General features: G+C 50.6%; 24 protein-coding genes and 1 pseudogene. 11 read left to right on the forward strand and 14 right to left on the reverse strand.

Translation table 11 applies throughout. The features are described from left to right. Positions 1–55 precede the first annotated feature (55 nt). Positions 56–970: an oxygen-dependent coproporphyrinogen oxidase gene (gene hemF, locus ACSTTO_RS04780; RefSeq protein ID WP_439272001.1), complete on the reverse strand. Its 915-nt coding sequence runs from the start codon at positions 968–970 to the stop codon at positions 56–58. A 456-nt stretch (positions 971–1,426) separates the two neighbouring features. Between hemF and ACSTTO_RS04785 the strand changes: the two genes are divergently transcribed. Continuing rightward, positions 1,427–1,702, forward strand: coding sequence for a hypothetical protein (locus tag ACSTTO_RS04785; protein WP_439272002.1), 276 nt, complete (start codon positions 1,427–1,429; stop codon positions 1,700–1,702). 103 nt (positions 1,703–1,805) lie between these two features. On the opposite strand, the gene ACSTTO_RS04790 is transcribed toward ACSTTO_RS04785, so the two are convergent. Together ACSTTO_RS04790 and ACSTTO_RS04795 are read right to left on the reverse strand one after the other, a co-directional pair. Beyond that, the gene (locus tag ACSTTO_RS04790) at positions 1,806–2,264 is read right to left on the reverse strand and encodes a tRNA (cytidine(34)-2'-O)-methyltransferase (protein WP_439272003.1); all 459 of its coding nucleotides are present in this window, start codon (positions 2,262–2,264) and stop codon (positions 1,806–1,808) included. 289 nt (positions 2,265–2,553) lie between these two features. Continuing rightward, positions 2,554–2,724 (reverse strand): hypothetical protein, encoded by a 171-nt coding sequence (locus ACSTTO_RS04795; RefSeq protein ID WP_439272004.1) that lies wholly within the window; start codon positions 2,722–2,724, stop codon positions 2,554–2,556. A 159-nt stretch (positions 2,725–2,883) separates the two neighbouring features. Here ACSTTO_RS04795 and ACSTTO_RS04800 point away from each other — a divergent pair, with 159 nt between their 5' ends. The 5 genes from ACSTTO_RS04800 (at position 2,884) to ACSTTO_RS04820 (ending at position 8,983) form a co-directional block, all read left to right on the forward strand. Further along, on the forward strand, positions 2,884–4,749 hold the full coding sequence (locus tag ACSTTO_RS04800; protein ID WP_439272005.1) for an ABC transporter ATP-binding protein: 1,866 nt from the start codon (positions 2,884–2,886) through the stop codon (positions 4,747–4,749). A gap of 591 nt (positions 4,750–5,340) precedes the next feature. After that, the gene (petA, locus tag ACSTTO_RS04805) at positions 5,341–5,904 is read left to right on the forward strand and encodes a ubiquinol-cytochrome c reductase iron-sulfur subunit (RefSeq protein WP_439272006.1); all 564 of its coding nucleotides are present in this window, start codon (positions 5,341–5,343) and stop codon (positions 5,902–5,904) included. A 20-nt stretch (positions 5,905–5,924) separates the two neighbouring features. Then, positions 5,925–7,196, forward strand: coding sequence for a cytochrome b (locus ACSTTO_RS04810; protein WP_439272007.1), 1,272 nt, complete (start codon positions 5,925–5,927; stop codon positions 7,194–7,196). A 29-nt stretch (positions 7,197–7,225) separates the two neighbouring features. Then, the gene (locus tag ACSTTO_RS04815; RefSeq protein WP_439272008.1) at positions 7,226–8,086 is read left to right on the forward strand and encodes a cytochrome c1; all 861 of its coding nucleotides are present in this window, start codon (positions 7,226–7,228) and stop codon (positions 8,084–8,086) included. 351 nt (positions 8,087–8,437) lie between these two features. Further along, complete coding sequence (locus tag ACSTTO_RS04820) at positions 8,438–8,983, forward strand: adenine phosphoribosyltransferase (RefSeq protein ID WP_439272009.1); 546 nt, start codon at positions 8,438–8,440, stop codon at positions 8,981–8,983. A gap of 144 nt (positions 8,984–9,127) precedes the next feature. Here the strand turns inward: ACSTTO_RS04820 and ACSTTO_RS04825 are convergent, their stop codons facing one another. The 5 genes and pseudogenes from ACSTTO_RS04825 to rplY all read right to left on the reverse strand — a co-directional run. Beyond that, positions 9,128–9,601 carry a MaoC family dehydratase gene (locus ACSTTO_RS04825; RefSeq protein WP_439272183.1) on the reverse strand — a complete coding sequence of 158 codons (474 nt, stop codon included), beginning with the start codon at positions 9,599–9,601 and terminating at the stop codon, positions 9,128–9,130. A 20-nt stretch (positions 9,602–9,621) separates the two neighbouring features. Continuing rightward, positions 9,622–10,089 carry a MaoC family dehydratase gene (locus ACSTTO_RS04830; protein ID WP_439272010.1) on the reverse strand — a complete coding sequence of 156 codons (468 nt, stop codon included), beginning with the start codon at positions 10,087–10,089 and terminating at the stop codon, positions 9,622–9,624. A gap of 249 nt (positions 10,090–10,338) precedes the next feature. Beyond that, positions 10,339–11,442 carry a redox-regulated ATPase YchF gene (ychF, locus tag ACSTTO_RS04835; RefSeq protein ID WP_439272011.1) on the reverse strand — a complete coding sequence of 368 codons (1,104 nt, stop codon included), beginning with the start codon at positions 11,440–11,442 and terminating at the stop codon, positions 10,339–10,341. A 190-nt stretch (positions 11,443–11,632) separates the two neighbouring features. Then, positions 11,633–12,382: an aminoacyl-tRNA hydrolase gene (gene pth / locus ACSTTO_RS04840; RefSeq protein WP_439272012.1), complete on the reverse strand. Its 750-nt coding sequence runs from the start codon at positions 12,380–12,382 to the stop codon at positions 11,633–11,635. A gap of 125 nt (positions 12,383–12,507) precedes the next feature. Beyond that, positions 12,508–12,801, reverse strand: a pseudogene (gene rplY, locus ACSTTO_RS04845) (50S ribosomal protein L25); the annotation flags it as partial. A 377-nt stretch (positions 12,802–13,178) separates the two neighbouring features. Between rplY and ACSTTO_RS04850 the strand changes: the two are divergent. Then, the gene (locus ACSTTO_RS04850; protein ID WP_439272013.1) at positions 13,179–14,693 is read left to right on the forward strand and encodes a helicase HerA domain-containing protein; all 1,515 of its coding nucleotides are present in this window, start codon (positions 13,179–13,181) and stop codon (positions 14,691–14,693) included. A gap of 130 nt (positions 14,694–14,823) precedes the next feature. On the opposite strand, the gene ACSTTO_RS04855 is transcribed toward ACSTTO_RS04850, so the two are convergent. The 6 genes from ACSTTO_RS04855 to lgt all read right to left on the reverse strand — a co-directional run bounded on the left by ACSTTO_RS04855 (position 14,824) and on the right by lgt (position 20,879). Next, entirely contained in the window at positions 14,824–15,756 is a 933-nt protein-coding gene (locus tag ACSTTO_RS04855) for a ribose-phosphate pyrophosphokinase (RefSeq protein WP_439272014.1), read from the reverse strand. A gap of 527 nt (positions 15,757–16,283) precedes the next feature. After that, a complete protein-coding gene (locus tag ACSTTO_RS04860) occupies positions 16,284–16,853 on the reverse strand; it encodes a hypothetical protein (RefSeq protein WP_439272015.1) in 570 nt (189 codons plus the stop codon). A gap of 57 nt (positions 16,854–16,910) precedes the next feature. Further along, the gene (locus tag ACSTTO_RS04865) at positions 16,911–18,062 is read right to left on the reverse strand and encodes a M24 family metallopeptidase (RefSeq protein WP_439272016.1); all 1,152 of its coding nucleotides are present in this window, start codon (positions 18,060–18,062) and stop codon (positions 16,911–16,913) included. Positions 18,063–18,132: 70 nt separating this feature from the next. Continuing rightward, positions 18,133–18,912, reverse strand: coding sequence for a peptidoglycan editing factor PgeF (gene pgeF, locus ACSTTO_RS04870; protein ID WP_439272184.1), 780 nt, complete (start codon positions 18,910–18,912; stop codon positions 18,133–18,135). A gap of 27 nt (positions 18,913–18,939) precedes the next feature. Further along, on the reverse strand, positions 18,940–20,031 hold the full coding sequence (locus ACSTTO_RS04875; RefSeq protein ID WP_439272017.1) for a class I SAM-dependent methyltransferase: 1,092 nt from the start codon (positions 20,029–20,031) through the stop codon (positions 18,940–18,942). After that, positions 20,028–20,879 (reverse strand): prolipoprotein diacylglyceryl transferase, encoded by an 852-nt coding sequence (lgt, locus tag ACSTTO_RS04880; protein WP_439272018.1) that lies wholly within the window; start codon positions 20,877–20,879, stop codon positions 20,028–20,030. The genes ACSTTO_RS04875 and lgt overlap by 4 nt, the downstream gene beginning before the upstream one ends. Positions 20,880–21,285: 406 nt before the next feature. On the opposite strand from lgt, the gene ACSTTO_RS04885 reads away from it, so the two are divergent. From ACSTTO_RS04885 to ACSTTO_RS04900, 4 genes are all read left to right on the forward strand, one after another. Next, positions 21,286–21,579, forward strand: a complete 294-nt coding sequence (locus ACSTTO_RS04885; RefSeq protein ID WP_439272019.1) for an accessory factor UbiK family protein — start codon at positions 21,286–21,288, stop codon at positions 21,577–21,579. A gap of 462 nt (positions 21,580–22,041) precedes the next feature. After that, positions 22,042–22,542, forward strand: a complete 501-nt coding sequence (locus tag ACSTTO_RS04890; protein ID WP_439272020.1) for a type III secretion system chaperone family protein — start codon at positions 22,042–22,044, stop codon at positions 22,540–22,542. Positions 22,543–22,603: 61 nt separating this feature from the next. Beyond that, the gene (locus ACSTTO_RS04895) at positions 22,604–22,951 is read left to right on the forward strand and encodes a tRNA-binding protein (protein WP_439272021.1); all 348 of its coding nucleotides are present in this window, start codon (positions 22,604–22,606) and stop codon (positions 22,949–22,951) included. A gap of 118 nt (positions 22,952–23,069) precedes the next feature. After that, a complete protein-coding gene (locus ACSTTO_RS04900) occupies positions 23,070–23,483 on the forward strand; it encodes a DUF4354 family protein (RefSeq protein ID WP_439272022.1) in 414 nt (137 codons plus the stop codon). The last annotated feature ends 18 nt before the right edge of the window (positions 23,484–23,501 follow it).

Raw genomic sequence — 23,501 nt, forward strand, 5'->3', positions numbered from 1 at the left:
GATGTGAAGGCTCTGTTTTTACAAAAGAACCGGCCTGTAATCTTCCTCAGGCTGTTTATGGCCATTTTACCACGGGCGGCATGGATGACAGGATTGAAGCAATATTGCCGCCGGTCTTGAGGCCAAAGATCGTGCCGCGATCATGGAGCAGGTTGAATTCAACATAGCGTCCGCGGCGGATCAGCTGTTCTTCACGGTCTTCCTCTGTCCAGGGCTGGTTAAAGTTTTGGCGCACAATATGGGGATAGACCACAGCAAAACAGCGCCCGACATCACGGGTGAAGGCAAAATCGGCATCCCAGCCGCCCTGTTCATCATTTGAATGCAGCCAGTCATAAAAAATACCGCCAATACCGCGTGGCTCCTGACGATGCGGCAGATAGAAATATTCATCACACCATTGTTTCATCCGCTCATAATCGGCAATGGCGGCATGTTTATTGCAGACAAAACTCAATGCTTTGTGAAAAGCCTGACTGTCGGCATCTTCCTGTGTGCGGCGGCGGTCAAGCACAGGGGTGAGGTCTGCGCCACCGCCAAACCACTGGCGCGTGGTTACCACCATGCGGGTATTCATATGCACTGCCGGCACATTGGGGTTTTGCGGGTGGGCAATGAGTGATATGCCGCTTGCCCAATAGCGCGGATCTTCCTCTGCGCCGGGGATCTGGGCGCGGAATTCCGGCGAAAATTCGCCATAGACAGTGGAGACATGTACGCCGACCTTTTCAAAAACACGCCCGTGCATCATCGACATAACGCCGCCGCCGCCCCGGCCTTCATCCTTTGCCCACGGGGTGCGCACAAAGCGGCCGGGTTCACGGTCGCTTAAGGGGCCGGAGAGCTCATCCTCCAATGTTTCAAACAGGCCGCAGATACGGTCGCGCAATTCTTCAAACCAGTTTTGCGCCAGCTGTTTTTTTTCATCAATATTTTCTGGCAGGTGAGCTGGAAGATCCGGACGTTGCATGCTTGGTTCCTTATTTGGTGTCTGGGGCTGATGGTGATCCGTTGCGGCCATCAGCTGGCGTTCATATGGCTGGACGCTGTTCCGGAGAGCGTGTTCTCACAAAACCGGAAAAGCTGTTCAGGCGCAGATATCATGACTCCGGCGCCAATATATCAGCAGCTGTCAACAGGTTATATATATTTCATAAACCGGATTATGTTTATGAAAGCTTTCTGCTTTTTTGAAAAAACAGTTTTTATTTACGGCTGTGTGCCATAGAGGCGCAGAAAATGACTCGTTTCAAGTGCAATTATGCGGTAAATTGCAGGGCAAAGTTGCAGCCGCTCCACAGCTTTTGCCGGTTCACAGCTTTGATTGTGGCAGGTTTGCAAGGCGTGTTGTTGTTGCAAGGCGTGTTGTTGTTTTTGTGTCCGTTGTTTCTTTTTTGCCGCAAGGCAGATGCAAGGGAGATTGCTCATGGCATCCGCACCGTCAAAATCATCGCGGGCGAGGCCGCCGCTGGAAGGTTTGCGCAGGCAGATGCGTAAAGCGGCATCCGGCGCAAAATCGAATATCAGTGATGGCTTTATCCGTGAGACATTTACTTTGCCGCGCAGTGTGGCGCGGATAAAAGCCAGGGAATGGTTTGATACCTATCCGAAAGCTGCCTATTGGACTGAGATAGAAAGCTGGTATGTGCGCCCCAATGACGTGATTGAGTTTACAATCCGGCGCCTGCCAAGTTCGGATTGAATGATTTGCAGATATTTTCTGATAATCTGATTCAAGATGTTCAGTTATTGATTCCGAATTTTAGAATAAGTTGTTGATATAAGAGTGAAGTTTTGACTGTCTTTTACCGGTTGCGGCTTTGGCGGATAGCCTCACCGGCAGCCATGGCGACCGAGAGCGCAAGATTGAGTGAGCGCGCACCTTCAACCATTGGAATGATAATACGTTCTTCGCACATTTCATGCACATGCTGCGGCACGCCGGCTGATTCACGGCCAAAGAGCAGAATATCTTCAGGCTTGCAGCAATAGTCTGTATAGGGTTGTGCAGCCTTGGTGGAAAGCAGAACCAGCCTGCGGCCTTGTGCCAGACGCCAATTGTTGAAATGCTCCCAGTCAAGATGGCGCACAAGGGCTGCTTGTTCCAGATAATCCATGCCCGCCCGTTTTAATCCGCGGTCAGACAGGTCAAAACCTGCCGGCTCAATTATGTGCACAGTCATGCCGAGACAGGCAGCCATACGCAGGATTGTGCCGGTATTGCCGGGAATATCGGGCTGGTACAAAGCAATATTGATCGTCATAGGGTCTTGTTATTGCGATAAGATAAAGTGTTTCACGCGTTAGTATAATGTATCATGTTAATAATTGTGTTGAATTTGTCACGCAACACTGTGTTCTCAATAAAGTGATACGAAAATAATTTTACGAGGCTGGCCGTTAAAAGAACATGATGCTATAAGGGCTCTCCATTTTAACAGATGACCATAAGGAGGCTGTGATGAGCATGAAGATTTCTTTGAATCTGTTCCCTGTAGCAGCAGCTTTGCTTGTGGGTGGTGCCGCGCTTTATCTGCCGGTATCGTTTCGTCCTTAAGCGGCGTTGCGCTGAAGGGAATTGTTGAAATGAATAACGTATTTATCAGATTGCTGTAGCAACAGCATCCCGCCTGAAAACCTGCTGCCGGTGTTGAGTTGTGCCATTGGTGTGACAGGTTCAATACGTTTTCTCCGTTTGTAATCTGATTGAATGTTCTCGCGCATTTAATCTTCTTATCCTCAAGGCATGCTTACGCGCGCAGATGCCCTATCTGTGCCGGGTTGCGTGTTTCATATATAATTATTCCGCAGCCATATGTTCCAACCATTATGGCCGGCGGTATCGCTGTCCTGGCGGGGTCAGACCCCGCATTTGAGGTGGAAATGTTTCGTTGGTTTGAAAAAAGGCTGAATGCCTATCCGGAGGTTCCGCTGGAGCAGCCGCCAAAAGGGCTGTTTAAATTTTGCATGTATTACAGCCGCGGTGCGTGGGGCTGGATTATCGTGATGGCGGGGCTGACAGCCCTGATCGCGATTTTTGAAGTGTCGTTGTTTGCCTTTCTCGGCAATGTGGTGGACTGGCTGAATGAGCATAGCCGGGAGACTTTTTTACAGGAAGAGGGCTGGCGTCTGGCATTGATTGGCGGGGTTATTCTGGTGCTCTTGCCATTGATTGTGTTTCTGCAATCACTGGTTTTACATCAGACGCTGATCGGCAATTTTCCGATGCGCATTCGCTGGCTGATGCACCGCTATCTTATCCGTCAGTCCATGACATTCTTTCAGGATGAATTTGCCGGACGTATCTCCACCAAACTGATGCAAACCGCATTGGCGGTGCGTGAAACGGTGATCAAGCTTGCTGATGTGATGGTTTATGTGGCGGTTTATTTTACCGGTACATTACTGATTGCGGCAACGGCTGACTGGCGGCTGATGATTCCGTTTATTGTCTGGCTTATGGCCTATATCGGATTGTTGCGTTATTTTATCCCGCGTTTGCGGGTTATTTCTGAAGCGCAGGCAGATGCCCGCTCCGAGATGACCGGCCGTATTGTGGATAGTTATACCAATATTGCCACGGTCAAGCTGTTTTCTCATACGCAACGTGAGGAGGCCTATGTCCGCAACAGTCTGGAGCAGTTTCAGGATACGGTAAACCGGCAGATGCGCATGGTGACGCAGTTTTTCGGTTCGCTTTATCTTATGAATTCTGTGCTGCTGTTTGCGGTGGGCACGGTGGGCATTGCATTATGGATTGGTGATGTTGTGTCTGTCGGTGCTGTTGCAATCGGCATTGCGCTGTGTCTGCGCCTTAGCGGTATGTCACAATGGATTATGTGGGAAATGTCTGCCCTGTTCGAAAATATCGGCACAGTGGAAGATGGCATGCGCACAATTGCCCAGCCGCGCAAGGTGATTGATCATGAGGATGCAAAACCGTTGCAGGTGCAGGCAGGTGCGATTACATTTGATCGTATCGGTTTTCATTATGGCAAGGGCAAGGGCATTATCAGTGATTTGTCGCTGCATATCCGCCCGGGTGAAAAGGTTGGCCTTGTGGGCCGCTCAGGTGCCGGTAAATCAACGCTGGTTAATTTGTTGTTGCGGTTTTATGATCTGGAGCAGGGCAAAATCCTGATTGACGGACAGGATATTGCCAAGGTTACACAAGACAGCCTGCGCGCCAATATTGGTATGGTGACACAGGATACATCGCTGCTGCACCGTTCTGTCAGGGATAATATTGGCTACGGCCGCCCTGATGCAACCGATGATATGATGCTGAAAGCTGTGGCACAGGCACAGGCAGACCAGTTCCTGCCGCAATTGACGGATCCGAAAGGCCGCAAGGGTTTTGATGCCCATGTGGGTGAACGGGGTGTGAAGCTTTCCGGTGGTCAGCGCCAGCGTGTGGCGATTGCCCGCGTAATCCTGAAAGATGCGCCGATCCTCATTCTGGATGAAGCAACATCCGCGCTTGATTCAGAAGTGGAAGCTGCCATTCAGGATAGTCTTTATCAGTTGATGGAAGGCAAAACAGTGATTGCAATCGCCCATCGCCTGTCAACCATTGCTGCGCTTGACCGTTTGATTGTGATGGATCAGGGACGGATTATCGAGGATGGCAGCCATGAAGAGCTGATTGCACAAGGGGGTGTTTATGCCTCACTCTGGGCGCGCCAGTCGGGTGGCTTTCTCGGTTTTGATGAGGAAGAAAAATCAGCCCTGGCAGAACCTGCCGAATAAGCTGTTAAATTGTTAACTTAGGCAAGTTTGGCAGTGCCGCCGCCTGCGTTTTAAAACGGGCGGCGGCAAAATTATTTATTAAAGGTGCTTTAGCCCGCAGATCCGCGCGTGCGGCCGGTCAAAACTTCTGCATATATTGATGCGCAAACTGTTCCGGCGGAGAATCATTGTTTTTATCGCGCAGCCCATATTGGCTTTTATGATCTTGCCGTTAAGCCGGACAATAAGCCGGTTTGCGTAATTTGTTATGTTTCCGTGCCTGTTTGCCAATGATGCTTTATTTGCAGCCTGTATTGACAGATTTTCCCCGACAGCCCTTGTTTTTGAGCTGTTTGCTACCTGATGTGGTAGTTTTTTAGTGGTTGCAACTCCTGCTTCTGCCTGCGACATGGTGCCGTAAGTGCCTCTGGTGACTGGACAAGCTTTTTCATCCTGCCTAAACCTTGATGAGAGGTGGGGGAGTTATGTCCGGTTTGTACCTGCTTGGCAGGTCTGACGGCTCTCGGCACAAAGCGCCACCTTATAAGCAGGCGCATGTGTTTTCGGACGGTGGAGGACAGTTCAATATGCAAGTCAAAAAGGAAGTGTTACGTGAGCGCACACGACACAACTGAGCCGACACGGCGCGATTTTCTGTACATAGCGACGGGAATGGCCGGCGTGGTTGGTGCTGCCGGCTTGGCATGGCCATTTATTGATCAAATGCGGCCGGATGCTTCGACCCTCGCTGCAGCCTCGATCGAAGTGGATGTTTCTTCTCTGACGGAAGGTGCATCGCTGACAGTTAAATGGCGCGGAAAGCCGGTATTTATCCGTAATCGTACAGCCAAAGAAATCGAAGCTGCCCAGAATACGCCCCTGTCTGCCCTGAAGGATCCGGTGGCACGCAATGCCAATCTGCCAGCTGATGCACAGGCAACGGATATTGACCGCTCTGCCGGTGAAGGGAAAGAAAACTGGATTGTCATGATCGGTGTCTGCACGCATCTTGGTTGCGTGCCGCTTGGTGAATCTGGCGAATTCGGCGGCTGGTTCTGCCCTTGCCATGGTTCAACTTATGACACGGCCGGTCGTATCCGCAGTGGTCCGGCACCGGAAAACATGCATATCCCGCAGTTTTCGTTTATTTCCGATACCGTGATCAAGATCGGCTGAGTGGTCTGAGGAGAAATTTTATGAGCGGCGGACACTCTTCATATACGCCAAAGACCGGCATCGAAAAATGGGTCGATGAAAGGCTGCCTTTACCGCGCCTTGTCTATGATTCATTCATTGCCTATCCGGTTCCGCGTAACCTGAATTATATGTATACTTTTGGCGGCATCCTGGCTTTTATGCTGGTTGCCCAATTGCTGACCGGCATTGTGCTGGCAATGCATTATGCTGCATCCACTGAACTTGCTTTTGATTCAGTTGAAAAAATCATGCGTGATGTCAATTCCGGCTGGCTGCTGCGTTATATGCACGCCAACGGGGCATCTTTCTTCTTTATCGCGGTTTATCTGCATATTGCCCGCGGGCTTTATTATGGTTCCTACAAGGCGCCTCGCGAGCTGTTGTGGATACTCGGCGTGGTGATTTTCCTGTTGATGATGGCAACCGCCTTTATGGGCTATGTGCTGCCCTGGGGGCAGATGTCTTTCTGGGGCGCAACCGTTATTACCGGTTTTTTCACCGCGTTTCCGATTATCGGGGAACCGATCCAGCAATTGCTTCTGGGGGGCTTTGCCGTTGATAATCCGACATTGAACCGCTTTTTCTCGCTGCATTATCTGCTGCCGTTCATGATTGCCGGTGTGGTTGTGCTGCATATATGGGCGCTGCATGTGACGGGGCAGACCAATCCGACGGGTATAGAAGTGAAATCCAAGACCGATACCTTGCCTTTCACACCTTATGCAACGATTAAGGATGCATTTGGTGCGGTGGTCTTTTTCATCTTTTTTGCCTATTTCATTTTCTATATGCCGAATTATCTCGGCCATCCGGATAATTATATTGAGGCAAATTCGCTGGTTACGCCTGCTCATATCGTGCCTGAATGGTATTTCCTGCCATTTTATGCAATGCTGCGTGCAATCACTTTTAATATCGGTCCGATTGATTCAAAACTCGGCGGCGTTCTTGTGATGTTCGGCTCCATCGCTATTCTGTTTGTTGTGCCATGGCTTGATACATCCAAGGTACGTTCGGCAGTTTATCGTCCGTGGTTTAAAATGTTCTTCTGGGTGTTTGTGGCCAATGCAATTTTCCTCGGATGGCTTGGCTCCCGCCCGGCTGAAGGGGTTTATACCCTTTTGGCACAGATCGGTACGCTGTATTATTTTGCTTTCTTTATTGTCATCATGCCGGTTCTCGGCCTGATTGAGACACCAAAACGCATGCCAAACTCTATCACCGAGGCTGTTCTTGGCCCTGATGATGTGGCGGCAGATAGCAAAGCCTGATTGCAGCAAAAGATAGGAAGAGTACAGTTATGAAAATGTTCTTTACCGGTCTTGCTGCTTTTGGTCTGGCAACGGTGCTCACTCTGGGCGCTGTTCAGGCCGAAACCGCAGCCAATGAGGCAGAACCGGCGCATTTCCCGATCAAACATCCGACCAGAGAGAACTGGTCATTTGCAGGGCCATTCGGCACTTATGACAAGGCACAGCTTCAACGCGGCCTTAAGATCTATAAGGAAGTGTGCTCTGCCTGCCATTCGATGAAACTGGTGTCGTTCAGAACACTGGCTGATCTTGGTTATAATGAAGACCAGATCAAAGCTTTTGCTGCTGAATATGAAGTGCAGGATGGCCCGAATGCTGACGGGGAAATGTTCACCCGCCCGGCACGTCCGGGCGATTATTTCCCGTCACCATTTCCCAATGCTGAAGCAGCGGCAGCCGCCAATAATAATGCGGTTCCGCCGGATTTTTCATTGATTGCCAAGGCGCGTGCGGTAGAGCGCGGCTTTCCGACATTCCTGTTTGATATTTTCACACAATATGCGGAAGCCGGGCCGGATTATATCCACGCATTGTTGACCAGCTATGATGAAACACCGCCGGCAGGCATGCAGATTCCGGAAGGTACGCATTATAATCCGGCCTTTATCTCAGGAAAATCGCTGGCTATGGCCAAGCCCCTGAGTGACGGGCAGGTTACTTATGATGACGGTTCACCTGAAACGGTTGAGCAATATTCGCATGATATTGCGGCATTTCTGATGTGGGCCGCAGAGCCGCATATGGAAGCACGCAAAAGAACCGGTTTCCGTGTTATCGTATTTCTGGTGCTTCTCGGCGCATTGGTCTATGCCACAAAGCGCCGCGTGTTTGCCGGCATAAAACATTAATTCAGACTGCATTATGCCTGAATTATGTAACAGGAAAAAGGGCGCTTCGGCGTCCTTTTTTATGCAGGTTTTCTGCATATCAGGATATCAGGGAAGTTCAGAACATTTTGTTTTTTCATAAAAGGGATGAAATGCTCTGTTGTTTTGTTCTTATGGGTTGTTATCCGGAAATCGTTTAACCCTTTTCGGGGTATTATTATAGCTTGCCTGCTTGCGGCAGGCCGATGGTTCACAAGTGCTGATAAAACAGACTTTTAAACCGATATAGCAAGGCAATGATTGTGGCGCTGTAACAGGGCGTCTGCATTATGCTCATTGCCGGCATCAGATGAAAACAGGTAAGGATTTGCCATGAAAGATGAAACCAAAGCGTTTCTGAAAAACTCGCTGCGCACAATTCCGGATTATCCGCGTCCCGGTGTGCAGTTTCGCGATGTGACCACGCTGATGGGCAATCCTCAGGCTTTCCGGCGGGCAATTGATGAATTGGTATTTCCTTATGCCGGCAGCAAGGCTGATAAGGTGGCAGGCGTTGAGGCGCGTGGTTTTATTCTTGGTGGCGCAATGGCACATCAATTATCTGCCGGTTTTGTTCCCATTCGCAAAAAAGGCAAACTGCCTTATGAAACAGTGCGCATTGCCTATAGTCTGGAATATGGCCTGGACGAAATGGAAATGCATAGTGATGCCATTTTGCCCGGCGAGCGCGTTATTCTGGTGGATGATCTTATTGCAACGGGTGGCACAGCTGTTGCTGCAGTGCAGCTTTTGCGTCAGATGAAAGCAGAAATTGTTGCTGCCTGTTTTATTATTGATCTGCCGGATCTTGGCGGACGTAAAAAACTGGAGGAACTGGGCGTGCAGGTGCGCACTTTGCTGGAGTTTGCCGGTGAATAAAGGTGATGCATTCCCTTTCAGGGTATCCTGAGAATATTCCGTCTTTAAATGATGATGCGGATGGGAGTGCAGTGCCGTTTTGGGCTTTTTAAAACAATGTGCGAAGTAATCTTCGCACATTGTTTTTTGTTTTGAATGATTATCTCAGAGTTTTGGCAGCATAACGAGGGCTGCGCTGTCAAATTCCATCACCCGTTCACCATGCTGGTTGGTGGCTGTGGAATGATGGCTGAGCATAGACCAGCCGGGTTTTGAGTTAAGCGGCCTTATACCGGTGATCTGTACTGTATAGGCAATAACATCGCCGGCATAGACCGGCTGCAGCCAGCGCAGATTTTCAAAGCCGGGCGAGGGGCCGAAAACAGGCGGCGTTTCGCCACGTTCCTGACATTGCTGAATGTAGCCGGCCATGGAGCGCACATTAAGCTTCATCCATACGGCTGTTGTGTGCCCGCCTGATGCGCACAGCCCACGAAAAATACTGTTTTTAGCGGCAACAGGATCTGTATGAAAAAGCTGCGGGTCGAACTTTTTGGCAAAACGGATAATTCTGTCTTCCGTAAATTCATAGGAGCCGATTGTTACAATCTTGCCGATATTTTCTTCAAGCAGGGACAATTTGGGGCGATTTTCCATTTTTACGTCTCCTGATTTTCAATACGCATAAAAATAGAACCCTGCGCCTCACATACCAGCACGCCATGCTGATTGGTGATCTTATGATTCAGCCGGATAATGCCAAGAGACGGCTGCGTGCGGGATATGCGTTTTTCAAGCACTTCGGTGATTGCAGAAATTTTATCTCCGGCAAGAACAGGCCTGATCCATTTGACATATTCAAGCCCCGGCGCACCCTGACTATCCGAATGGCTGATAAAGCAATCAGCCATCATGCGCATCAACATTGCGCAGGTGTGCCAGCCGGAAGCTGCAAGCCCGCCAAGTACGGTTGCTTTGCCCGCTTCTTCACTCAGATGAAAAGGCTGCGGGTCAAACTCCTCGGCAAAGGCGATTATTTCTTCCGCGGTGACGATTTTTGACCCCAGATCTATCTGGTTTCCGGGGGTAAAATCGTCATAAGTGTAGTGATGGGGGGGCTTGGTCAACGGCACTCTCCTCCGTTTTATCCGCAGGCATGTTGTTCATTTAGCAATGAACCAACCGCCGGAACATGACAAACAAACCGGCAAGCATCCGGTCATGATCAACAAAGACAATCCTAATTCTTAACGAATTGTTTTGGCTCTGATTTCGGTTTGATGTTCACTATTTAAAGTCTTTAACGTAAACGTCAATATTGTTCGGTAAAATATTGAACAAAAGCCCCGCATCAGGCGGGGCTTTTAAGAAGATGGTTAAATATTGAATTTAAACAGCATGACATCGCCATCCTGCACCACATATTCCTTGCCTTCATCGCGCGCTTTGCCGGCCTCTTTTGCGCCGGCCTCACCCTTACAGGTGATGTAATCATTGAATGCGATGGTCTGTGCGCGGATAAAGCCACGCTCAAAATCAGTGTGGATGACACCAGCTGCCTGCGGAGCCTTGGCACCGCGATGCACTGTCCATGCGCGGGTTTCCTTTGGCCCTGCTGTGAAATAGGTGATGAGATCAAGCAGGCTGTAACCGGCGCGGATCAGCCGGTCAAGGCCAGGTTCCTCCAGCCCCATCTCGTTCAGGAAAAGTGCCGCATCCTCATCAGGCAGTTGCGAGACTTCCGCCTCAATTGCCGCGGAAATGATCACGGTTTGCGCGCCCTGTTCCTGTGCCATTGCGGCTACGGCTTCAGTATATTGATTGCCTTTTGCCGCGTCATTTTCAGCAACATTGCAGACATAAAGCACAGGTTTTGAGGTGAGCAGATTAAGCCCCTTGAGAATGATAAGATCTTCAGGGCTGATATTTTTCAGCATCATGCGCACCGGCTCGCCATTTTGCAGAAGTTTGATGGCTTCTTCCATAACCGGCAGAACAGCAAGCGATTCTTTATCCTTGGCGGTTGCACGCTTGCGCACCTGCACAATGCGGCGTTCAAGGCTTTCAAGATCCGAGAGCATCAGTTCCGTTTCAACCGTTTGCGCATCGGAAACCGGATCAATACGTCCTTCCACATGGGTGATGTCGTCATCTTCAAAACAACGCAAAACATGCACAATGGCATCTACTTCACGAATATTGGCAAGGAACTGGTTACCCAGACCCTCTCCCTTGGAAGCGCCGCGTACCAGACCGGCAATATCAACAAAATTGATACGGGTTGGAATCAGTTCCTTTGAGCCTGCAATATCGGCAATCTGGCGCATACGGCTATCTGGTACAGCCACTTCACCGGTATTTGGCTCAATAGTGCAGAAAGGATAATTTGCAGCCTGCGCGGCGGCCGTTTTGGTCAGTGCATTAAAGAGTGTGGACTTGCCGACATTGGGCAGACCAACGATACCGCATTTAAAACCCATGATAAAACCTTATCCGGTTTGTGCATATTGACCGCAAGAACCGCAAAGCGATAGTGACGATGCGAATATGCATTAAATTTTACAAGATATTCGTTATTGCCTATGCGCTATAGGATAAGCGCAGGTCAAGAGGAGCGGGCGAGATTGCGCCTGAACCTGCGGAAATTATCATTGATACGTGATAAAATAATCAGCTGTCCTTTTTGCCGAACAGTTTTGCCAGCATATCTGCCATTGGTCCTGAAGCGGGTAATTTGGCTGCCATAGTGTGATGTTGCCGTGCCTGCCGGATATGGCTTTGTGCCTTTGGCGCGGCTTTGGCTGTTGGTGCGGCCTTATTCTCCTGATTTGCGGTTTTGCCGGCAAGTGCCAATGCAACTTTGTTCATCAGGCCGTTATCATCTCTTTTGACAAGATATGCGATATTGTCGGCAAGGGCTGTGAAAAGCACCTCAAGCCATTCATTATCCGCTTTGGCAAAATCGCCCAGCACATAATGATGCACGAGTTCCTTTGCGCCCGGATGGCCGATGCCAAGCCGCAGGCGGCGATAATCCCTGGAGCCGAGCAACCCCTGCATATGGGCATCAATGGATTTGATGCCATTATGGCCATTGGCGCTGCCGCCGGCCTTGATGCGCAATTTGGCGGGCGGCAAATCCAGCTCATCATAAATCACAACCAGATCAGAGGCAGAGAGCTTGAAAAAGCGCATGGCTTCGCCCACCGCCTGACCGGACAGGTTCATGAATGTTTGCGGCTTGAAAAGCAGAACCTTTTCCCCGTCAATCATGCCTTCGGAGATCAGAGCCTGAAATTTTTTTGACCATGGAGAAAACCGGTGGCGGGCATGAATTTCATCCACAGCCATAAAACCGATATTGTGCCGGTTGCGTGCATATTGGGCGCCGGGATTGCCAAGACCGGTGATCAGCAGCATGGTCGTCTCCGAAAGTTGAATATGGAAAGCGTTTTATCAGGCTGACGCTTTATCATAAACAAAAACATCTCCGGTTTACACCGGAGATGTTTTGCAAAGCTGTAAAGCCAAAGGCTCAAGACTTATGCAACGCGGACAAAATCCACATGCAGAGGGTTATCCTTTACAGGATCCATCTGATAATCCTTTGGCTGAACCTTAATGGTCTGGCCGTCTACTTCAATATTGAAGATGGTGGATTTAAAGCCGCCGCCATAGATCAGGTAATAAATGGTTTTATAATCCATTGCGACTGAAAGGGCAGGCTGTTTGTCACCATAGATGACTGCCGGAATCTGACCGTTGCGGCGAAGTTCACGGGAGGACCCCTTACCAGCCCGTTCGCGCTTTACGGCCTTGAGAGTTTTAATTTCACTCATGGCTTTTCCTTATCAAGTAATTTGGAGTGTTCCGCAAAATCAGCAGAAGTGACGGAACATGATATGCCTGCCAGAAATGTAGCAAAAACAGCGACAATACAGATATATCATCCCGCGTTGCCTCCAAGGGTGTCTACGCGGATGCGTTCTCATAAGCGATCACCTGATAAAACGCAAGTTTTTGTGCTTTCCGGCGGTGTTTTTCTCAAATCTTTTTCAAATCATTGTGTATTCAGGGGATGAGAAGGCAATAAATGCCAAGGTGCTATGGCTTGGTGATAAGCTCTATAGCTGATAGACAGGAACCATATCCCGAATCTTATATTATGCGCTCCCGGCAGCGGGAGGGCTTTTTCACGTTTATTTCAGGAGGCATTATGAAGGTCGGCATAGACATGGGCGCCACAGCAAACGGCACCGCGGCCATGCTTGATCTTGAAGAATTGCTGGCAACGCGCCTGCTCGTGCAAGGTAATTCCGGTTCAGGAAAGTCTTATTTGCTGCGCCGTCTTCTGGAGCAAAGCGCGCCGTGGGTGCAGCAATGTATTATTGATCCGGAAGGCGATTTTGTAACATTGGCCGATGTTTATGGTCATGTGGTGGTGGATGCTGCCCGCACGGAAACGGAACTGACCCGCATTGCCCAGCGTATTCGCCAGCATCGTGTTTCCGTGGTGGTTAATCTGGAAGGGCTGGATATTGATCAGCAGATGAAGGCGGCTGCCGCTTTTCTCAACGGCATGTTTGATGCAGAGCGTGATTATTGGTATCCCATGCTGGTGGTGGTGGATGAGGCACAGCTTTTTGCGCCTTCTGCCGGGGGAGAAGTGTCTGATGAGGCGCGCAAACTCTCGCTTGGCGCAATGACCAATCTTATGTGCCGCGGGCGCAAGCGCGGATTGGCAGGTGTGATTGCCACGCAACGTCTGGCCAAGCTGGCCAAAAATGTGGCGGCCGAGGCTTCCAATTTTTTGATGGGGCGCACATTTCTGGATATTGATATGGCGCGGGCGGCTGATCTTCTGGGAATGGATCGCCGTCAGGCAGAGCAGTTCCGCGATTTGCAGCGCGGGCATTTTGTGGCTTTGGGGCCGGCATTGGCGCGCCGTCCGCTGACGGTAAAAATCGGCAAGGTGGAAACCTCCGCCCGCTCATCCAGCCCAAAACTTATGCCCTTGCCGGATACACCTGTTGATGCTGCCGATTTGATTTTTACACCGGGACCGGAAGAAGAGCGGATGATTGTGCGCCGCGCGCCGCCGCCACCGCCGCCACCGCGCCCGATTAATGAAATTCTGGAGCAGGTGGTAAGGGCAAGGCCGGAAGCGGAAGTGCCTGATGAACCGCTCTTTCCCGGGTTGGTGGAAGCTGAGCGCGAGGAATTGCTGGATAAGGTGATGGCCGAGATTATTGAGGATCCGGAAGCCGCATTCCGTTCTGTTGCCGTGTTGTATCAGGATTTTCTGGTGCGCTGCCGCATTCACCGTGTGCCGGGAGAGCCGCTGGCTTTGCCGGCATTTCGCCGCCGTCTTGCCGTGGCGCAGGCCAGTGGCGGGGATGATCTGGTTGATGATGAAAAATGGCAGACCGCGCTGCAATTGTCGGAAAGCCTGACAGATGATGTGCAGGGCGTATTTCTGATTGTGGCGCAGGCTGCGGTTAAAGGCGCGCCATGCCCGTCTGATGCCACGCTGGCGCGGGTCTATGGCAGCCATTCCACCAGTCGTGCGCGCCGTTTGCTGACCTATTTTGAAGAACGCGGTTTGCTGGTTGTGCGCAATGATTTCAAAGGTATGCGCATTGTTGCATTTCCTGATATGGGTTGCGAAACCGCAGCCGGTGATCCGAACGCGCCTGATGAAGGCGCCGAGAGCACTGAGGCTGCGGAGTGATACGGATTTTAAACAGCAAATAAAAAGCCGGCTCATGTGAGCTATCCCCTGAAAAAGGTTGGATTGGCGTCCAACTATCGGAGGGGGTAGCTCACAAAGGCCGGCTTTTAAAATTCAATTGCTGAAAATATTAGTCAAACAGGCTGGATACGGATTCTTCCGCGGCGGTGCGGGCGATTGCCTCGCCAATCAGGCCGGAGATCGACAGGACACGGATATTATGCGCCTGATCAATGGCTGCGGTTGGCTGGATGGAATCTGTGATGACCAGTTCTTTCAGCTTGGAATTGGTGATACGGGCGATAGCACCGCCGGAGAGAACGCCATGGGTAATATAGGCGGTAACGCTGGTTGCGCCTTTTTCCAGCAGGGCTTCAGCCGCATTGCAGAGCGTGCCGCCGGAATCAACAATATCATCAAACAGCAGGCAGTCTTTGCCGCTCACATCGCCGATCACATTCATCACTTCCGATTCACCGGGGCGGTCACGGCGCTTGTCAACAATTGCAAGCTGCGCATCAATGCGCTTGGCCAGCGAACGGGCACGCACCACACCGCCGACATCGGGCGAAACAACCATAACATTGGATGTGTCGTAATTGGCTTTAACGTCACGGGCGATAACCGGAACCGCATAGAGATTATCGGTTGGAATATCAAAGAAGCCCTGAATCTGGCCGGCGTGAAGATCAAGGGTGAGAACGCGGCTTGCACCTGCCTCAGTGATGAGATTGGCAACCAGCTTGGCGGAAATCGGTGTGCGCGGGCCTGGCTTGCGATCCTGACGTGCATAGCCGTAATAGGGAATCACGGCGGTGATGCGGCGTGCCGAAGAGCGGCGGAACGCATCAATCATGATCAACAGTTCCATCAGGTGATCATTGGTAGGATAAGAGGTGGACTGAAGTACAAAAACGTCTTCACCACGCACATTTTCCTGAATTTCTACGAAAATTTCCTGATCGGCAAAACGTTTGACCACGGCTTTGCCGAGGGAAATATTGAGATGTTTTGCGACGGCTTCTGCTAGGACACGATTGGAGTTGCCCGCGAAAAGTTTCATGCTTTTTTGCCTCTGGCGCTGGTTGGCTGGAGCATTTTCAGTTAGCCTGCGACATTGAAAATGCCCTGTTTTCTGTTTCAACCGCAGTCTCAAACGGAAAACCGGTTTTCAATCTTCCTAGAAACTGCCTTGACGCATGGCCTGTGGCGGTTTTATGCGCCGGTCATGCGCGGATTCCCTGTATCCGATATCTGAGCTTTCCGGATCGTGATGTCCGTCCGTCTCATATGATTTTTAGTTCCGGCAGCTTACAGATTTATTTTTCAAAAAATGCCGCCCTGATGAGCGGCGTTTTACAAAGCTGTGCCGGTATTGCAAGGGTACAATAGCCGCAGGGTGCAATTAATGCTCTGCTATTTCCTTAAAATGGCATTTTTTAGCGCTTTACCAGCCAAAATGCCACCTTTATGCACATTTTGCAGCCGCCGCTATCATGCAAATGCTGATCTGTAAATAAAAAGCGCAAGAGGTGAGTCTCTTAAAATAACAGCTAATAACGGCCTGTTTGCAAGTTTTGCAGGGCAGGTTCAACGGGCATTGGCTGAAACCCAGCGGAAATAATCATTGAGCGTAGCATCAGCAATTTTTCCCATTACCGGCGCAGTGGCTGAGGCCCAGCCGCCTTTGCCTGCAATTTTTTCCTGCCCCTGCAGACGATGTACACGGTTGCCCTGTTTATCCACCACATCCCAGACATAAAGTATGATTGTCTGATTATTCTCCACCATATTGGAGAAATAGCCCTTCAATGTGAAATCGGCATTAGTCTCGCCATTGGCAGCAAGTTGCACAGACTGTTTTGCAAGATTTGCATCAAGACGTTGCGAAAATGCTGTCACCACATCCAGCGGAGCGCCGATAACCGGAGCAATATAGAGCTTGTATTGGCGCACCCTGGCCATATTAACCGGTGCCTTGCCGGCTGCAGGCTGGCCAAAATCGGAGGCGAGGGGGGTGAGTGTGCTTTTGGGGGCGGATGATTGTGATGTGCATCCGGCCAGTATTAGACCTGCTGTCAGCAGGGACAGGGTTGCCGCGGCTTTGAAAATGCCGCGCGCATGAAAAGAATGAACAGAGGCAGATAAATTAACCGGCATCGGCTTAAATCCTGTTTTATGTTCACTGAGCGGATTTGGTTTCTAAAAAATATACGATCAGGCAACCACCAGATCCAGGCTGCTCCTGGAGAGGCACTCAGCAGGCCCGTTGGTGGTGAGATAGGTTTGCCCCAGTGTCATGGCGGTATTGGTTTCCGAGTCCATAATAATCATATGGGCAAAGAGGGTCATATCCGGCTCAATCCGTTCAGAATTGCCGGCATAGAACATTTGCGGATCCATCCATGACGGGGTAAAGCGCGCGCCAACAGAATAGCCGCAGGCATTGAGGCGGTGGCGGGTAAGCGAATGGGCTTCCAGCACTTTGGCATGGGCTTCAAAAACATCACCAAAGGTGGAGGCGGGGGTTAGCACAGCTTCCACAGCCATGAGTGCTTCATATGCAGCCTGATACAGCTCTTCATGGCGTTTGGTAGCCTTTCCGGTTAAAACCGTGCGCATCATCGGTGCATGATAATGGCGGTAAACCCCTGACCATTCCAGTGTGATCTGGTCATTTTTATGCAATTGCCTGCGGCCGGATTTATAACGGCAAAGCAGAGCATCATGACCGGAGCCGATAATATATTCATTGGCGGGAAAATCACCGTCGCCGATAAAATTGGCTTCCATCATGGCTGCCAGAATTTCCGCTTCGCTGGCATGGCTGCGAATATGTTTGCGTGCTGCATCATAGATTGCATCGCTCAGTTCTGCGGCCTTGCGTATATATTCGGTTTCTGCGGGGCTTTTGAGCAGGCGCAGCTGATCAACCATGCCTGATACATCGATAATTTTGGCGAAGCTGTTTAATTGTTCATCCAGTTTGCGGCCATTGGCGGCTGTAAGCCCGTGGGTCTGGTATTCCACGCCGATGCGGCTGCCAAGCAAATCCATATCATTGAGGAGATTGCGCAGATCAATGGCAGGATTGGCATTTTCGCGGTCTGTCCATTGTACAATATCTTCAATTGTGGAGGTATGGCGCGCCTGCCGCAAATCGGCCGAACGGGTCATCAATACCATGCTGCCATCCTGCTTGACCACCAGACACTGGAAAAAGCAGAAGCCGAAAGTATCATAGCCGGTGAGCCAATACATGCTTTCCTGTGAAAACAGCAGCATGGCATCCAGTTTGTTTTCAGCCATGCACAGCATTAATCTGTCGAGGCGTGCGGCATATTCTTCAGGGGCAAAATGAAGCGCCATAATTGTCTCCGTATTTTATTGCCGGAAGCGGATTTATGCATAGCAGCGCATTTGCGCTGTGTGCGCCATGTTAATTCCGGATCGCAATAGCGGCAATCTGGCGTCCGTAATCCGGCTCCTTGCGATGGGTTGCACGGCGATAGGAGAAAAACCGTGCTTCATCGGCATAGGTGCAAAGATCAAGGGAGGCTGCCCTGATACCGCAGGATGACAGACGATCAACGATAAAACGCCAAAGATCAAACATTTTACGCGCCGGATCAGCTGAAGGGCAGAAATATTGTTCATAAGTTTGATCGCGGGCGGTGAATTCCGCCACAAAATCACTGCCAACTTCATAATTGGCCTGACTGATGCAAGGCCCCAGAACTGCACGGATTTTTGACCTTTCTCCACCAAGATCAACTATGGCCTGCACAGTGTTTTCCAGGACACCGGCAAGTGCGCCGCGCCAGCCTGCATGAGCCGAGCCGATAATGCCTGCTTCCGGCTCGCAAAACAATACAGGGCCGCAATCTGCGCTCAACGCCCCCAGAATCAGCCCCGGCACATTGGTGACCATGGCATCTGCCTGCGGGCGTGGCGTTGGCAGCGGCTTTGTGATGGTGAGCACTGTTGGCGAATGAACCTGATAGAGCGTTTGCAGGCTCTCCGGCGGCAAATCAAAAAAAGCAGCCACACGGCGGCGGTTTTCCGTAACAGATTGCGCATCATCGCGGGAGCCGATGCCGACATTGAGACTATTGTAAAGACCGGAAGAAACACCGCCCTGACGGGTGAAAAAGCCATGGGCAATATGATCATTGGTTTCAAGCAAAGGCGAGCGGATCGGATCGGGTATGGATGTCATCATTGTCTCTTTTGGCTTGGACAGGTTTCAGGTCAGGCTATAAGTGACGGTGAGCACCTTGAACAGGCTTCCCATTTGCTCCGGGGCTGCCAGCCGCTCCACATCATTGCGGATCTGTTCCTGTATTTCAGGTGATTTTCCGGCGCCAAGTTGTCCGGCACGGCTCAAAAGCCCCATATTCAGCAAAAATTCTCCCTGTGTTTCTGCTATGACAGAGCAGCCAAGACCTTCGGCAATACGGGCAAGTGCGGCAAAATCCACATGGGTGGTGAGATCTGCCTGACCTGGAGCGGCAAACACATCCTGAAACCTGTGCTGACTGACAGCCTGCAAAGTATCACCAAATCCGGACTGATGGGAGCCATAATCAATCAAAAGGGCGGCTCCGGTATTCTGGCGGATATGTTCACAAATCTGTTGCATGAATGCGGCGCGCGCCGGAGAAGCTTCAAAAATCGTGCCTTCCGGTGCGGTTTCATGCCCTTGCGGAAGAAGAGAGGGATCAATGCCGCCGGTGCCCGCTGCAAAACAGAGCTGCGGCTCTTCCTCCGCGGTGACTGTTACCATGCGCTCAACAAAATGCCCCTGATATTTGACATATTGGTGATCGGGAAGTGCGTCAAACAGTTCATTTGCCACCATGATCAGCGGCGCTTGCGGTATATGATCAAAAGATTTGTACCATTTGATATCAGCCGCGGCATTGGCGAGCTTTTTTTGTTGCACAGCGGTGAGGCGGTCGCTGGTCTCTACCATGGCAATACGGGCATTGTGCAGCATATCCGGTGCCAGCTTGCCGGCAGCGCGCAGCAAATCGCTCATCAATGTGCCGCGGCCGGGGCCGGCCTCACAGATTATGCAATCTGCAGGTTTGCCCAGAGCCTGCCATCGGGTAACCACCCATACACCAATCAATTCGCCAAACATCTGGCTGATTTCCGGCGCGGTGATGAAATCGCCTGCTGCGCCAAATGGTTCGCGGGTCATGTAATAGCCGCCATCATGATCGGCAAGACAAAAGGCCATGTAATCGGCAACGCTGATCGGCCCGCTATTGCGGATCATACGGATCAGGCGTTGCCTGAGCTTATCAGCTTTGGTGCTTGTAATCCTGTTCATTGTATCAGGCCTTTGGCGGCGGCATGATTGGCGCGCCATATCGCCCACAGGCCAAGCAGCACCATGGGCAGCGATAAGACCATGCCCATGGTGAGCCAGCCGCCAAAAAGATAGCCAAGCTGGGCATCCGGCTCGCGAAAAAACTCCACCGCAATGCGCGACAGGCCATAGCCGGCTACAAAGACACCGGCAATAAAGCCCGGTTTTTTAAGTTTCTTGCCCTTCCATACCAGCAATGCGAGCACAATAAACAGGACCAGACCTTCCAGAGCCGCCTCATAAAGCTGGCTTGGATGACGCGGCAATGCGCCGCCATTGGGAAAATAAACCGCCCAGGGCACATCACTGACACGGCCCCATAATTCGGAATTGATGAAATTGGCAATACGAACCACGCCAAGTCCGACGGGCACGCCTGCGGCAATCGTGTCAAACATACTCCACACGGCAATGCCGCGTTTGCGGGCAAACAATATCATAGCCAGAGTGGTGCCAAGAATGCCGCCGTGAAATGACATGCCGCCATCCCATACGGCGGGAATTTCCAGCGGATGGCTGATGTAAAAGCTGAAATTATAAAATAAGACATAGCCAAGCCGGCCGCCAAGCACGACACCAAGGGCAGCCCAGAGCACAAAATCATCCAGTGCCAGCGGTTCCATTGGCGCGGTATTATCGCGCCATAGGCGGGGGGTGGTGACAAGTTTGCGGCCATACCACCATGCAAACAGGATGCCGACCACATAGCCGATCCCGTACCAATGCACTGAGAGCGGCCCTATGGAAAACAGAACAGGATCGATAGCGGGAAAGGGAAGGCCGGCCATCATCAGTTGCGGTTCGGTCATACTTGTCTCCGTTTCGGCGGTATATTCTCCGGCAGGGCTTTTACCGCGGCAATGATTGCCTTGTTATTTTATAAGATGCATTTTGCCGCCGGCAAGGCATAGCGAATTTCATCTCAGGATAAAAGTCTGTTGCTTTCATGGCACTTATAAATCATGGCGCTTATAAAACTGTGCCGGCTTAAGCTGAGCTTAAATTGCAAAATTATCCGTGTTTCGGCTCACAGGCTTTTTGTAAATTACCTTTATGCTGTTTCACATTTTCGGCTCATCAATGCTCTATAATATTTTAAGAGTTTTCCAGCCTTGCATCATGTATCATGCAGGCTTATTTCAGATAAAGTGCAGTACCGCCGGTGGCGGCCAGATTTATGATGCCGCCGGTGGCGGGTTAGCAAGAGGTGATGCTATGAGCAACGCAACCAGTAAAGTTCTTGATGAACTCGCAAAGCTCGTCACAGATGCAGCAGGCGCTGCCCAGGGCGTGCGCCGTGAGGTTGAGACCGCCATGCGCTCGCAGGGGGAGAAATTGCTGAACAGTCTGGATGTTGTGCAGCGTGAAGATTTTGAGGCGATGCGCGAAATGGCGGTAAAAGCCCGCGCTGAAAACAGTGCTCTGAGCGTGAAAATTGCCGAGCTGGAAGAGCGGATTGCCAAAATTGAAGCTGACAGGGCGCAAAAATCGGCGAAAAAAGAGGCCTGAGGGCAGAAAATCACAGAAGATTTTTAACTTTTTATTCACAGGGGCGAATTCTTAAAAGCCCTTATTCCAGAATCGGTTACAGCGGCGCCCTATGGGGCGCCGTTTGTTCTTTCCACATGGTTTCGCAGGCTTTTTGCAAAAAGGGCTGGCACTCTGGAAAAGCATCAATAGACTGAAAACACTACATGATTCGTAATTGATTCATGCAGCGTAGCGAGAGCGGGGAGCGGCCTGCGCATCTGTCGGCCGCATTGATCCGGTTATTGCGATAAGTGTAACAGTCATGTGTTTGCGCGTGTGTTGGAGGCGGTGTTGTACGTGTCAGCAATATTTGCCTCGGCCTATTAACCAGTGTGTCTTTTGTGCGGCAAAAGCTGCGCGGGGCATGCTCCGGCTGCATGTTGAAATGGTCGGAATACGGATCGTGTCAATGACAGGCATGTCCAAAAACAGGGAACGAACATGAACCTTCTTGAGCTTGATATCGCTCGCGATGCACATCCTGTGGATGTCATTGAACAGGTTGCGCATACCAATGACTGGGCATTTGACCGCACAGGCGATGATGAAATTGCAGTTTCTGTTGTGGGGAACTGGACGGATTATCATTTGTCCTTTTCCTGGGTGGAGGAATTTGAAGCGCTGCATCTGGCCTGCGCCTTTGATGTGAAGGTGAGCGAGCCGCGCGTGAATGAGGTGATGCGCCTGCTTTCGCTGATTAATGAGCAGTTATTGATGGGGCATTTTGATTTATGGCGGCAGGAAGGGGCGGTTATGTACCGCCAGTCGCTGCTGCTTGCCGGCGGAGCCAAGCCAACCAGCCGTCAGGTGGAAGTGCTGCTTGCCAGTGCGCTTGAGGCTTGTGAAACCTATTATCAGGCCTTCCAGTTTGTTGTCTGGTCGGGGGTTCCGGCGCGTGAGGCCTTGCAAAGCGTGCTGTTTGAAACTGTCGGGCGGGCCTGATGCAACTGCTCAGAGGGGCCGGATTAAGCCTGTAATATAATAGGCTCATAAGGGAGGGATTATGCCTGAAGTGCAGCCGATCAGTTTTGCTGATTTTGAAAAAGTTGATATCCGCACGGGAACAATCATTGAGGCAGAGGTTTTTGCGCAGGCGCGCAAACCGGCCTATAAGCTGAAAATTGATTTTGGTGAGGATATAGGTATAAAAAAATCATCCGCACAGATTACCGTGCATTATACGCCGGCAACGCTCATCGGGCGGCAGGTACTGGCTGTTGTTAATTTTCCGCCACGGCAAATCGGCCCCTTTATGTCGGAGGTTTTGACATTAGGCTTTGCTGATGAAAATGGTGATATTGTGTTGGCGGCAACAGAAAAGACAGTGCCAAATGGCAAAAAGCTGATCTGATATTTGATATAACAATAATATTTTATTGCATAATATTTATATTTTAAGTTTATTTTAAGATCGCAAACATGACATGATTTTTTCATAAACTCCGGAATTATTTATTTCGGAGTTTTTTGTGTTCAAATCTTCTTTAATTTCATCTTTATTATTTCTTTCTTCCAACGGCCATATTGCTTATTCAGGGGAGACTGCGCAGGCAGAACTAAAAAACAACAAGAGCGGTCTTGTTGTTGTTGCCTCCTCACAGCGTAATCTTTTTGCCACAGCTTTGGATGACAAGCTGTTTTATACAAAAACTTTTGATGTTGTGGTGGTAAATACAGATGCCAGGCCGCTTGATCTGCGGGCGGGGTGCTTTAAGGCTGTGATGCCGGATAAGACTTTGCATCCGCTTGATATGATTGAATATAAATTGACACATGCAAAGGTGAGAGCCGGTGATAGTGGAAGGGGCTTTAGCAGCTTTTCAACGCCTGATGAGAAGATTTACCAGGTTTCCGCCGTTAAATTTGTGCCGGCCTGCACATAGCCGGATCTTGCAGGGCAG

Source organism: Pseudochrobactrum albidum, assembly GCF_051851455.1.
In the GTDB taxonomy this organism is placed as follows: domain Bacteria; phylum Pseudomonadota; class Alphaproteobacteria; order Rhizobiales; family Rhizobiaceae; genus Pseudochrobactrum.

Coding starts and splice junctions, on each gene's coding strand:
- hemF (WP_439272001.1), bottom strand. CDS start 970: ATGCAACGTCCGGATCTTCCAGCTCACCTGCCAGAAAATATTGATGAA.
- ACSTTO_RS04785 (WP_439272002.1), top strand. CDS start 1,427: ATGGCATCCGCACCGTCAAAATCATCGCGGGCGAGGCCGCCGCTGGAA.
- ACSTTO_RS04790 (WP_439272003.1), bottom strand. CDS start 2,264: ATGACGATCAATATTGCTTTGTACCAGCCCGATATTCCCGGCAATACC.
- ACSTTO_RS04795 (WP_439272004.1), bottom strand. CDS start 2,724: ATGCGCGAGAACATTCAATCAGATTACAAACGGAGAAAACGTATTGAA.
- ACSTTO_RS04800 (WP_439272005.1), top strand. CDS start 2,884: ATGTTTCGTTGGTTTGAAAAAAGGCTGAATGCCTATCCGGAGGTTCCG.
- ACSTTO_RS04810 (WP_439272007.1), top strand. CDS start 5,925: ATGAGCGGCGGACACTCTTCATATACGCCAAAGACCGGCATCGAAAAA.
- ACSTTO_RS04815 (WP_439272008.1), top strand. CDS start 7,226: ATGAAAATGTTCTTTACCGGTCTTGCTGCTTTTGGTCTGGCAACGGTG.
- ACSTTO_RS04820 (WP_439272009.1), top strand. CDS start 8,438: ATGAAAGATGAAACCAAAGCGTTTCTGAAAAACTCGCTGCGCACAATT.
- ychF (WP_439272011.1), bottom strand. CDS start 11,442: ATGGGTTTTAAATGCGGTATCGTTGGTCTGCCCAATGTCGGCAAGTCC.
- pth (WP_439272012.1), bottom strand. CDS start 12,382: ATGCTGCTGATCACCGGTCTTGGCAATCCCGGCGCCCAATATGCACGC.
- ACSTTO_RS04850 (WP_439272013.1), top strand. CDS start 13,179: ATGAAGGTCGGCATAGACATGGGCGCCACAGCAAACGGCACCGCGGCC.
- ACSTTO_RS04855 (WP_439272014.1), bottom strand. CDS start 15,756: ATGAAACTTTTCGCGGGCAACTCCAATCGTGTCCTAGCAGAAGCCGTC.
- ACSTTO_RS04860 (WP_439272015.1), bottom strand. CDS start 16,853: ATGCCGGTTAATTTATCTGCCTCTGTTCATTCTTTTCATGCGCGCGGC.
- ACSTTO_RS04865 (WP_439272016.1), bottom strand. CDS start 18,062: ATGGCGCTTCATTTTGCCCCTGAAGAATATGCCGCACGCCTCGACAGA.
- pgeF (WP_439272184.1), bottom strand. CDS start 18,912: ATGACATCCATACCCGATCCGATCCGCTCGCCTTTGCTTGAAACCAAT.
- ACSTTO_RS04875 (WP_439272017.1), bottom strand. CDS start 20,031: ATGAACAGGATTACAAGCACCAAAGCTGATAAGCTCAGGCAACGCCTG.
- lgt (WP_439272018.1), bottom strand. CDS start 20,879: ATGACCGAACCGCAACTGATGATGGCCGGCCTTCCCTTTCCCGCTATC.
- ACSTTO_RS04885 (WP_439272019.1), top strand. CDS start 21,286: ATGAGCAACGCAACCAGTAAAGTTCTTGATGAACTCGCAAAGCTCGTC.
- ACSTTO_RS04890 (WP_439272020.1), top strand. CDS start 22,042: ATGAACCTTCTTGAGCTTGATATCGCTCGCGATGCACATCCTGTGGAT.
- ACSTTO_RS04895 (WP_439272021.1), top strand. CDS start 22,604: ATGCCTGAAGTGCAGCCGATCAGTTTTGCTGATTTTGAAAAAGTTGAT.